The following is an 11,240-nucleotide window of genomic DNA, read 5'->3' as shown; positions in this document are numbered from 1 at the left end:
TTGGATGCAATGTCTATCCCTTGAGCCGCTTGACTTATATAACTAGGTATCTTTTAATGCCGCAAAGACCGTTTGCGAGTCGACAGGAGACTGTGATGAAACCCTTTGTGTTCAGCGCCGACAGCCACATCATGGAACCGGCCGATATCTTCCTCGACGGCCTGCCCGCGTCGCTCAAGGATCATGCGATCCATGCGCGGATGGAGGGTGAATATCTGGTCACCGGGACCAGGGACAAGATCATCTACCGCCTGCGCGTCGGGCAGCATCGCGAAAAGCAGCTCGGCGATGCGCAGCGCAAGGGCATTCGCGAAATTCCGGGGCGACTCGAGGATATGGAGATGGAGGGGATCGACAGCGAAATCTGTTTCCCCTCGCTCGGCCTGTGGCTCTATTGCCTCGATAACCCCGAGGCCGAAGCCGCGTCGGCGCGGCTGTATAACGACTGGAACGACAGCTTCCTCGGTGGCCATCCGAACCGCTTCGTGCGCTGCGGCATGCTGCCGGTGCTCGATTTTTCGAACACGCTGGCCGAACTCGACTATCTTGCGGGCAAGGGTTTTACCGCGGCGATGCTGCCCGCGGTGACCCCGCCGGGGTTGCCAAAATATAACAGCGACGCGTGGGACCCGATCTTTGCCAAGGGGGCAGCGCTCGGCATCGTGTTCGTCATGCACACGGGCACGGGCCTCGAAAGCGTGATCGTCGAGCGCGGTCCCGGCGCGGGAATCATCAACTACACCAACCAGATGAACGATGCGCAGCACAGCGCGATGTATCTGGTGTCAGGCGGAGTGCTCGATCGCAATCCGGGGGCGAAAGTCGCGTTCATCGAGAGCGGCGCGAGCTGGCTCGTCGCGCTGGCCGAGCGGATGGACGAGGTGTCGGTGGCGCATGCGAATTTCGTGTTTCCGAAGCTATCGCGCTCGCCGAGCCAGATCGTCGACGACCAGATCTGGGCGAGCTTCCAGCACGACCGCGCGTGCATCGCTTCGGCGGCGGCGGGATTGCCAGGCGCGAAGAATGTCATGTGGGGGTCGGACTATCCGCACGCCGAGGGCACCTTCCCGATCAGCCGCCGTATCGTCGACGAGCTGTTCGAGGGGATGGAGGTCAGCGATGAAGTGCGGCGGAATATATTGGGGCTGAACGCGGCGCGGCTGTTCGGGTTGGAGCCCAAGGTGGCGACGAGCGAGAAGGTGGCGGCGTAACGACCAATATTCAGTCCATCATTGCGAGCGCAGCGAAGCAATCCAGGGCGGGTTTAGGCCAGCTCTGGATTGCTTCGCTGCGCTCGCAATGACGAGGCTTTAGAAGCTTACTCCGCCAGCGGCTTCGCCGTCCTCCCCGCCATGATCGCCGCGATACCGCCGACCAGCAGGCAACAGGACAGGATCGCCAGCGACGGCTGCAGCGACAGTTCGCCATAGCCCGGCGTGAAGGCCTTGCTGAGATAACCGGCGACCGTGCCGCCCAGCCCGACGCCGGCCAGCCCGATGAACATGTTGATCGTCGCCGACATCATCGCGCGCATCTGGACCGGAACCTGCGCGAAGCAGAGCGCGATGATCGGGCCGAGGTGGAGCGTCATCATGAACTTCACGACGACGAAACAGGCGAGCGCGACATAGGCGTTGCCCGCGAGCGCGAAGCCGACCCCGAAGGGGAAGCTGACGAGCAGACCGATCCCCGCGAACCAGCCGTTGAAGCGCGGGTCGGCCTTGCCATAACGGTCGCTGACCCAGCCCGCGACGAGATTGCCGATGACGAGACCCGCCGCCATCGCGCCGCCGAGCCAGAAACCGGTTTCGGTCTTGTCCATGCCATGAACGCGCTGAAAGAAGGAGGCGCCCCACAGGATGAAGGCGAAGCCGGTGAGCGGGACCATGCAAAGCAGCAGCCCGACCCAGCGCAGCGAGGTGCTGGCGGCCATCGTCCGCAGCACCTCACCGAGGCTGGTCTGCGGCGGCGCGACGGGTTGAACCACGCCGCGGCGGCGCGGCTCGGCGGCGAGCAGATAGACGAGCAGGCCGACGCCGATGCCGGGCAGGCCGACGATCAGGAAGACGGTGCGCCAGTCATACCATTGCGACAGCCAGCCGGCGAGCGCGAGCCCGCCCGACAGGCCGACGGCATTGGCGGCGAGCATCACCGAAATGATCGTCGTGCGGCGATCCTTGGGGAAGATGTCGGTGAGCAGCGACATGCCCGCCGGCCCGGCCCCCGCCTCGGCCGCGGCGAGGCCGATGCGCGCCAGCAACATTTGCACGAAGCTGTTCGCGAAGGCCGAGAGCGCGGTCGCGGCGCTCCAGATCGAGACGCAGACCGCGATGACGAGACGGCGGTCGCCGCGGTCGGCGTAGCGCGCGATCGGGAAAGCGGCGATCGCGTAGAAGGCGGCGAAGGCGATGCCGGTGAGCAGCCCGAGCTGGCCGTCGTCGAGGCCGAGTTCGACCTTGATATCGTCCTGGAACAACGTGAAAACCTGGCGATCGACGTAGCTGAGGATGGCGACAATGATGAGCAGGGTCAGTGTGAGGCCGCGGCGGTTGCTGGTTTCCGAAGACATATTCTTCCTTTCGCGGGGGGACGAAGGTACAAAAATCCCGGGCAAAAAAAGAGGGAGGTCCGGCAAGCCGTCCCTCCCCCAATGCTCCTAGGAGCGCCCTGTGGTCCTTAGAATTTGAAAGTCCCCGTCACGCCATAGCTGCGCGGTTCGTTGTACGAGGTGCCGATGTAGATGTTGCTGAGCAAAAGCGTGTATTGCTGTTCCTGATCGCCCGTCAGGTTCTTGCCCCACAGCGCCAGCTCGAAGTTCTTCTCCGGCCCGAAGCTCAGCGCGACGCGCGCGTTGAGGATGCCGAGCGAACCCGATTGCGCAACAGCCGCGACCTGATCGGCCTGCGCCTGCGTCAGCGCCAGCCCGCCGGGCCCGGTCGAGGTGAACATGTTCGTCGGAATGTCGATCTGCGGCATCTTGCCCTGCCAGGCATAGACGATGTTGGCATCGAGGCCGACGCCGCCGAGGTCCTGCTTGAAATTGGCGCCAACCGAGAATTGCTTCTTGACGATGCCGACGAGCAGATAATCCTTCTTGTCGACGGTCACGATGGTCTGGGTCGGCGGGGCGCCGGCCAGCGCCTTGCCCTCGTAGCGCGTGTATTTGGGATCGGTCAGCGCGCCGTTGGCGAAGATGGTGAAGCCATCGACGACCTCGAACGAGGTGTCGATTTCGACGCCCCAGGTTTCGGTGTCGGCGTTTTCGATCACCGTCTGGCTGATGCCGTTCGGCGCGAGAACGGGACTGCGCTGCGCACCCTTCACGACGTTGTGGTAACCCGCGACGTTGAACTTGCCGCGGCCGTCCATGAAGCTCAGCTTGGCGCCGAGTTCCTGTTCGTAGACGAGTTCGGGTTCGGCCGGGATCGAGTCCGCGAGCGTCACCGTGCGCAGCTGCATCGCCCCCGAACGATAGCCCTTGCTGTGCTTGGCATAGAGCAGGATATCGTCGCTGACGTCATAATCGACGCCGGCGGTATAGGACAGGTTCGAGAAGGTTTTCTGTCGCGAGCGCAGGCAGGGCAGCGCCACCGTCGAGGGCGTGCAGCGCACGAATTCGTCGGTGTTGTCGACGACGTCGCCCGTCTGGGTGGTCACGCGCTTGTCGTCGATCGAATAGCGCAGGCCGCCGGTGACGCGGAAGCGGTCGGTCAGCTTGTAGTTGAGCTGGCCGTACAGGCCGAAGCTGTCGTTATCGAGCGCGCCGGAGAAGTTCGACCAGCTGGTGCGGCCGACATATTGCGCCGGAACCGTCGGGCCGGCGGTGAACTTGCCGTTGAACAGGTTCGAGCGCGACTGGTCGAAGCCGGTTTCGCGGAAATAGGTCAGGCCGGTCGCGAAGTTCAGCCGGTCGTCGAAACCGGTTCCGGTGAGCTGCAGTTCGGACGAATATTGCTTCAGGTCCTGCGTGCCGCCGGTGAAGTGACCGGCGAAGCTCGTCCCGTCGAGATCGACGAGATTGTCGCTCTGGATACCACGATAGCCGTTGATCCAGCGCACCTGGCCGAAGCTCGTGTCGAGAATGAACTTCGCCGAGAAGGTCTGGGTCTTGGTCTTGTTGAAGATGCCGCGCGGATCGGCGCCGATGACCGCCGAGGGCGGCGTGATCGACACCAGGTTCGGGTTGCCGCCGAACTGTGCGCGGTCGGTCGCGGCGATGCCGTCGACGATCGGCTTGGCGGGGCCGAAGGCGGCCGGTGCGTTGAAAAAGAGGTTCTGGCGGGCCGGGCCGTCGATGTCGGTATCATACCATTCGCCCGACAGGATCACCTCGAACGTGTCGGTCGGCTTCCAGCCGAGCTTGAGGCGACCGTTGATCGTCTCGCGGCCTTCATATTTCTTGCCGGAGTCGACATCGGTCTTGTAGCCGTCGCGCTTCTGATAATAGATCGCGCCGCGGATCGCGAACTCGTCCGACAGGCCAAGGTTGACGACGGCCTGGCCGGTGCGTTCGTCGAAACGGCCATAGGTCGCGCTGACCTTGCCCGAAACTTCGCCGTAGCGCGGATTGGCGGTCTGGATCAGCACCGCGCCGGCCGAGGTGTTGCGGCCGAACAGCGTGCCCTGCGGACCCTTGAGCACCTGGACGCTTTCGACGTCGACGAGTTCGGTGTTCAGGCCATAGGCGCGCGCGATATAGAGTTCGTCGAGATAGGTGCCGACCGACGGTTCGAGCGTCGCGATATTGTCGACCTGGATCTGGCCGCGCATCGACAGCGTCAGCGCGGTCGGATTGTTGCCGGCGCCGCGAATGTTGAAGCCGGGGGTGAAGGTCGCGATTTCGTCGACCTTGTTGATGCCCTGTTCGGTCAGCTTCTCGCCGCTGAATGCGGTGATCGCGATCGGCGTATCCTGAATGTTGGCATCCTGCTTGGTGATGCCGATGACGACGATGGCATCATCGTCATATTGCGTCTCTTCGGCGGCAGGCTGGGTGGTGGCCTGGGCAAAGGCCGGGGTCGACGACAGGGCAATGGCCGCCAGCGATACCGCGGCGAGCATTCGGGCCGAATCGCGCTTCTGCTTGAAAATCATGGTCAACATCCTCCCCGCGAGGCTTCCTGGCGTCCTCGCTTCGTCAGTTGTATAACTAAGTCTAACACGTCAGACAAGTGGATTGCGTCACATTGTCACGAAACGCTACGGAAACGGTGTCAATCGTGGCTTTTCGGCAACATCGCTGCGAGCGCGGGCACGTCGGCGAGCGCGCGCAGCACGTCGTTGAGGTGGGTGCAGCCGATCGTGCCGACGAGCGTGTCGAGCACCGACTGGCGGAATTCGCCGACATTTTGCCCGACCATGCGCGCCGCCTTCATCGAGGCGCCGGGGCATTCGCGAAACGGCAGGATCAACGGCAGCGCCTGCAGCGCGAGCAGGGTGCCGTCTGCCTCGTCGATTTCGGCATAGACGCGATATTCGTGGATCGCGGTGCGCGTGCCGCCGGGATTGGGGCCGCTGTCCTGGAACCCGGCATCGACCTTGAGCACCCCCTCGGCGCGCCAGAGATCGATGCGACGGGCGCGGCGGGCGAGCGGACGCCCCTCCTGCACCGGCATGTCGTGCCAGCCGTCGGGGTCGTCGGGATTGGCGAGCGGGCCGACCTCGGTCGCCGACTGGTCGCTGTGATCGACGCTGCCGTCCTCCGACAGCGAGCTGCCGCCTTCGGTGAAGCCGGTGCAGATATTGACCATCCGCCCCTTGTTGCCCGCGGTCGATTTGAGCTTCTGGCTCGCCATGCGGGCGTGCCAGTCGTCGGTCCAGCGCGACCATATCCACCCCGCGACGAGGCTCGCTCCCGCGAAATCGTCGAGCACCTGGAACAAAGGCGTGCCACGCAGGTCGCCCAGCGTCGCCGCCAGCGCCTGGCGGCTCGCGCCCCCTGCCCGCACCCCCACCATGTCCTGCGCGCGCGCATGATGCGGGGCGACGTCGATTTCCACGATCTCGCGGATCGGCGAGGTGCGGATACGAAACTCGCCGCTGTCCAGCACAACCGGTTCCCCTTCGAACGGCGTGAGCAGGTCGCGCGCGCGGCCCGACATGATCCATGGCTGGCCGAAGCCGTCGGGCCAGTCCGAGTCGATCGAGCTGGTACGGCGGATCGAACCCGGACGGCGGAGCGGCGCCGGACCCGCCGACTGGCGTGCGAAGGGGAATTGCTGGGGTGCGTTCAAAACGGGATTCCTATTTCGGGGGCATGCGGATGGCGCCGTCGAGGCGCAGGGTCTGGCCATTGAAATAGCCGTTGCGCGCGAGTTCGAGCACGAGGCTGCCGAATTCATGCGGATGGCCGAGGCGTTTCGGGAAAGGCACCGAGGCGGCGAGGCCTTCGAAAATCGCCGGCGCACGATCCTTGACCGCGAGCATCGGCGGGGTCGCGAAGATGCCCGGCATGATCGAGTTGACGCGGATGCCGAGGTCCATCAGGTCGCGCGCGAGCGGCAGTACGAGGCCGTTGACGCCAGCCTTGAGCGACCCGTAGCCGACCTGCCCGATCTGCGCGTCTTGCGCCGCCGCCGAGGCGGTCAGCACGATCGCGCCGCGTTCGCCGTCCTCGTTCAGCGGATCGGCGTTCGCCATGCCGAGTGCGGCAAGCGACGCGAGGCGATAGCTGGCGATCAATATGCCCTGCGCCGAGAAAGCGTAATCGTCGGTCGAATAGCGGACATAACCGCCGCTGGTCTTGTCGAAGCGGACGGTCTTGCCGCCTTTCGAGATTTGCGCGCAGTGGACGAGGATGCGTTCCTGGCCATGCGCGGCGCGCGCGGCTTCGTAACCCGCTACGACGCTGTCCTCGCTGGTGATGTCGACCTTGCAGAAGACGCCGCCGATCGCGTCGGCGACCGCCCTGCCGCCCTCTTCATTGACGTCGAAGATCGCGACCTTGACTCCCTCGCCCGCCAGCGCCTCGGCGCTCGCGCGGCCGAGGCCCGAGGCTCCGCCCGTCACCACTGCCGCGATATCGTTACCCAGTTTCATGTCGATTCCTTTGATTGCTAATTATTGCAGAACTTCGAGATTGCCGCCATCGATCACGAGCACCTGCCCGGTAATGAAGCCGGCGCGGTCCGAGCAGAGGAAGGCGGCGGCCGCCGCCATGTCCTCGGGCGTGCCCATGCGCGGGATCGGATAGGCCGCCGTGCGCTCGGCGATATGCTCGTCATAGGTCTGGCCCTGCGCCTCGGCGATCTTGGTGAAGACCTGCTTGAACTGCGGGGTCGCGATCGCGCCGGTGCCGAGCGTGTTGACGGTGATGCCCATCGGGCCGAGTTCGGCCGAGATCGTCTTCGACAGCGCGAGCGCGCCGACGCGGTAGGTGTTCTGCGCGGCGCGGGCGAGCTTGCGGTGCGGCGCCTTGACCGAATTGGTACCGATCGTGAGGATGCGGCCCCAGCCGCGTGCCTGCATATGCGGGATCACCGCCTGCACCGCCCAGCGAAAGGCCATGACATTGTTGGTGTTCGCGGCGGCGAAGGTATCGTCGTCGACTTCGAGGAAACTGCCCTTCGGTCCGGAATCGACGTTGAAGATCAGGATGTCGGGCGAACCGAAAGCATCGGTTGCGGCCTGTACGGCTTGCCCGATACCGTCCTTGGTCGTGCAGTCGGCGGAGATGCCAATGGCCGTGCCGCCTGCTGCCCGTACCTCCGCTACCGCGGCGTCGATGGTGGACTGGGTGCGTGCGGCGATGACGGTGCGGCAGCCCTCGCGGGCGAATTCGTGCGCGCAGCCGAGGCCGATGCCTTTCGAGCCGCCGAAGACGAGCGCGACCTTGCCGGAAATCCCGAGGTCCATCAGGGCGCCTTTCCTTGCTGGAGCTTGAGCCGCTCCTGCAAAATATCGTTGCGGCCCGGCGAGGCGGCGACGGTCGAACCGCCGTCCATCTTGATCGTCGTGCCGGTGATATAATCGGACTTCGCCGAGGCGAGGAACAAGCACGCGTGGGCGATGTCGGCGGGCGTTCCGGCGCGCCCCACCGGGACCGTCGCACCATAAGCGGCGAGCCCTTCGTCGCCGAGCACCGATCGCGCGCGGTCGCTGGCGACGAGGCCGGGGTTGATCGCGTTGACGGTGATCCCCTCGCCCACCACATCGCCCGCCGCGGCGCGGATGAAGGCGTCGAGCGCCGCCTTTGCCATGCCATAAGCGGTCATGTTGGGGACGACGTTGAAGGTGCCGTTGATCGAACCGATCGCGATGAAACGGCCGCCGTCCTCCGCCTTGGCAAGGTGCGGGCGCGCGGCATCGAGCAGCCACCAGGCCGCCTTGGCGATGCTCGCGAAGCCCGCCTCGAGCCGTTCGTCGTCGACATGGCCGAGGCCACCGTGCGGAATGTCGGCGGCGGCGTGAACGATGATGTCGACGCCGCCGAATGCCTGCGCGGTCGCCTCGACGAGCGCGCGGCAATCGGCGTGGCGCGCGATGTCTGCGGCGAAGCATTCGGCGATGCCGCCCGCCTTTTCGATCTCGGCCTTTACATCCTGGGCCGAGGAGATGGTGCGTGCGCCGAGCATGACCTCGGCGCCGGCCGCCGCGAACGCCTTGGCGACGCCGCGCCCGACGCCCTTGCCGCCGCCCGTCACGATCACCGATTTTCCAGCGAAGCTCTCGCTCATGCGCTTACTCCTTGTGCGGTGCCGTCGCTGCCGAACTGGCGCGGCGGGAACAGCGGGATGTCCATCTGGGTCAGCACGCCCGGCGGCGCGGCGCAGACGAAAGGCACCGCGTTGACCGCGATCGTCGGCGTCGCCGAGGTGCCGCGCGGGCGGTGCAATTCCTCGCTGACCTCGGGCGCCCCTTCGACGAAGATCTTGTGGGTCACCCCGGCGCCTTTCGCGAGCGCCGGCGTTTCCCATTCGGGCGCAGCGGCGTGGTGGAGGCGCAGGATTTTCTCGTAGCGGATCATCGGTCGGCCGAGGCAATGCGCGGTGACGCGCCAGCGGGTCGCGGCGGTCCGCCCGGCGGCGACCTCGCCGAAAGCCGCGGTGTCGATGGGATAGTCGACCGCGATCGAATCCCATTGCTGTTCGATCCGATCGACCGCGAGGCCAAGGAAGTCGGCAATGCCCTTGAGCGTCGCGATGTGCCACGACGCGCCGACCTGGCTGGCGAACATCGGCGGTTCGACTGCGGGGTCGCCGTTGAAACCGTACATCAGCAGCGAGTCGGTGCCGCCATAGCCCTGCACGTCGGACATCTCGACAATCCGCACCGCGTCGAGCCGCGCGATGGTCGAGAGGATCGCGAAAAGTTGCTGGCCGAAGGCGAAGCCCGGCTCCTCACCGGTGAGCAGGAAGCTGCTGCCGCCGCGTTCGCACGCCGCGACGATCGGATCGACATGGCGCGGGTCGCCGTGCGCCGGATATTGCAAGTCGAAGTGCGAGATGCTGACGACGTTGGTGCCAGCGGCGAGGAAGGGCAGGATTTCGGCGGTCGCTTCATCGTCGCGGCCGACGGTGCTGGCGAAATAGATGAGGCAGTCGGCACCGAGCGCGAGCAGCTCGTCGATGTTGGAGGTCGCAATGACGCCGGTGGGAGCGGTTCCGGCAATCTCGCCCGCGTCGCGGCCGCGCTTGTCGTCGCCCGAGACATGCAGGCCGACAAGCTCCAGTGCGGGGTCGCCGAGGATCTGGAGCAGTCCCTGTTTGCCGAGATAGCCCATGCCCCAGGCGATGACGCGGATCGGCATCGACCTACCCCTCGAACAACGCGCGCAGCCCCGGTGCCGATGGCTTCATCGACGGGGTGCGCGGGAAATCGGGGACGATGCGGAAATGGACGGGAACCTGATAGGCGATGAGCCGGTCCTTGAGCCACGCCTTAAGGTCGTCGGTTGCGGGCGCGGCAGCCCCGTCCTTGAGGATGATCGCGGCGGCGGGTACCGCACCGAGGCGGTCGTCCGGGACGCCGACAACCGCAGCCTCGCGGATCGCCGGATGGTCATTGAGCGCGCGGACGACATCGTCGGGGTGGATCTTGAAGCCGCCGCGAATGATCGCATTGTCGGCGCGGCCCTTGATGAAGAGAAAGCCGTCGCTGTCGAGCGCGGCGCGGTCGGTGGTGCGCAGCCATCGCAGGCCGTTGCCGAGCTGCTCGCCTTTGAGTTCGAGCAGGCCTTCGGTGCCGTGCGGCAATTCCGCTCCGCTGTCGGGATCGACGACACGCGCCGCCATATTGGCGTGGACGCGGCCGACCGCGCCGCGCTTTTCCGCCCAGTGGCGATGGAAATCGTCGATCGTCCAGCCCGCGATCGCACCGGCGAATTCGGTCGCGCCATAATTGCTGCAGATCGGGATGCCGTAGCGCGCGTAGAAGGCATCGACCAATTCGGGCGCGAGCGGCGCGGTGCCCGAGATCAGCGATTTGAGGCTCGACAGGTCGGCGGGGTCGACATCGGCGTCGAGCAGCATGCGCACCGCCGACGGCACGGCCGACGCCACGGCAGGCCGGTGGCGGCGGACCGCATCGAGCCAGGCGTCAACGCTGAATTTTTCGAGCAGCGCGATCTTGCGCCCCGCCATCAGCGCGCCGATGCAGCCATAGATGCCGCCGATATGGGTCAGCGGGTTGACCACCATCGTACAGCCCGAACCGAGCCGGGGCGGATCGTCGAAGCTCTTGCCGCGTTCATATTTGGCGAAGCCGCGGAAGCTCGCGTCGAAGGCGTCGCGGCTCAGCGGCACGCGTTTCGGCGTGCCCGTCGTGCCGCTGGTCAGCATCTCGATCGCGACACCAGGCGAGGTCTGGATCGCGGCGCGGATGTCGCGCTGCACCACGCGCACGCCTTCGAGGCGCGGGCCGATCTCGATGATCGCCGATCCGGCCCGGGTCAGCGCTTCGGCGAGCCCGGGACGGGCGAGATCGGTGGCATCGGCGATGACCACGGGAAGGCGGAGCGTTTCGACGTCGGCGAACAGCCTCGCGTCGGGCAGGACCGGATTGAGCGTGACGAGGCAGCGATCGGTCGAGAGCACCGCCGCCGCCGCCGCGACATGGCCGGGACGGTTACGCAGCATCACCCCGACGCGCGCGTCCTCGGGCAGGTCCATCGCGCCCAGCGCGACTTCGATCGCGCGAACATTCTCCGCGATCTGGCGCCAGCTGTAATCGACGCCCTCGAAATCGATCTGGGTGCGATCGGGATCGAGCGCCATGATCGCGCGCAGCTTGTCGGTCATCAA

9 protein-coding genes are annotated in these 11,240 nt (G+C 65.8%); 1 reads left to right on the top strand and 8 read right to left on the bottom strand.

What is annotated here, in order from left to right:
- Positions 1 to 95 precede the first annotated feature (95 nt).
- Positions 96 to 1,211, top strand: a complete 1,116-nt coding sequence (locus tag AC07U1_RS14750; protein WP_495175979.1) for an amidohydrolase family protein — start codon at positions 96 to 98, stop codon at positions 1,209 to 1,211.
- 107 nt (positions 1,212 to 1,318) lie between these two features.
- Here AC07U1_RS14750 and AC07U1_RS14745 read toward each other — a convergent pair whose 3' ends face one another.
- The 8 genes from AC07U1_RS14745 to AC07U1_RS14710 form a co-directional block, all read right to left on the bottom strand.
- Positions 1,319 to 2,569: an MFS transporter gene (locus tag AC07U1_RS14745; protein ID WP_495175980.1), complete on the bottom strand. Its 1,251-nt coding sequence runs from the start codon at positions 2,567 to 2,569 to the stop codon at positions 1,319 to 1,321.
- Between the two features lie 107 nt (positions 2,570 to 2,676).
- A complete protein-coding gene (locus AC07U1_RS14740; RefSeq protein WP_495175981.1) occupies positions 2,677 to 5,094 on the bottom strand; it encodes a TonB-dependent receptor in 2,418 nt (805 codons plus the stop codon).
- A 119-nt stretch (positions 5,095 to 5,213) separates the two neighbouring features.
- Positions 5,214 to 6,233 carry a DUF2889 domain-containing protein gene (locus AC07U1_RS14735; protein ID WP_495175982.1) on the bottom strand — a complete coding sequence of 340 codons (1,020 nt, stop codon included), beginning with the start codon at positions 6,231 to 6,233 and terminating at the stop codon, positions 5,214 to 5,216.
- Between the two features lie 10 nt (positions 6,234 to 6,243).
- Positions 6,244 to 7,038: an SDR family oxidoreductase gene (locus tag AC07U1_RS14730; protein ID WP_056347534.1), complete on the bottom strand. Its 795-nt coding sequence runs from the start codon at positions 7,036 to 7,038 to the stop codon at positions 6,244 to 6,246.
- A gap of 21 nt (positions 7,039 to 7,059) precedes the next feature.
- Positions 7,060 to 7,854, bottom strand: a complete 795-nt coding sequence (locus AC07U1_RS14725) for an SDR family oxidoreductase (RefSeq protein WP_495175983.1) — start codon at positions 7,852 to 7,854, stop codon at positions 7,060 to 7,062.
- A complete protein-coding gene (locus tag AC07U1_RS14720) occupies positions 7,854 to 8,675 on the bottom strand; it encodes an SDR family NAD(P)-dependent oxidoreductase (RefSeq protein ID WP_495175984.1) in 822 nt (273 codons plus the stop codon). Before AC07U1_RS14720 ends, AC07U1_RS14725 begins: the two co-directional genes overlap by 1 nt.
- Positions 8,672 to 9,748 (bottom strand): hypothetical protein, encoded by a 1,077-nt coding sequence (locus AC07U1_RS14715; protein ID WP_495175985.1) that lies wholly within the window; start codon positions 9,746 to 9,748, stop codon positions 8,672 to 8,674. Before AC07U1_RS14715 ends, AC07U1_RS14720 begins: the two co-directional genes overlap by 4 nt.
- 4 nt (positions 9,749 to 9,752) lie before the next feature.
- Entirely contained in the window at positions 9,753 to 11,237 is a 1,485-nt protein-coding gene (locus AC07U1_RS14710; protein WP_495175986.1) for a class I adenylate-forming enzyme family protein, read from the bottom strand.
- Between the last annotated feature and the right edge of the window lie 3 nt (positions 11,238 to 11,240).

It is taken from the genome of Sphingopyxis sp. GW821-FHT02C12 (assembly GCF_059421785.1).
Note: the sequence above shows the minus strand (reverse complement) of the source record. Positions and strands in the feature narration are given on the sequence as shown.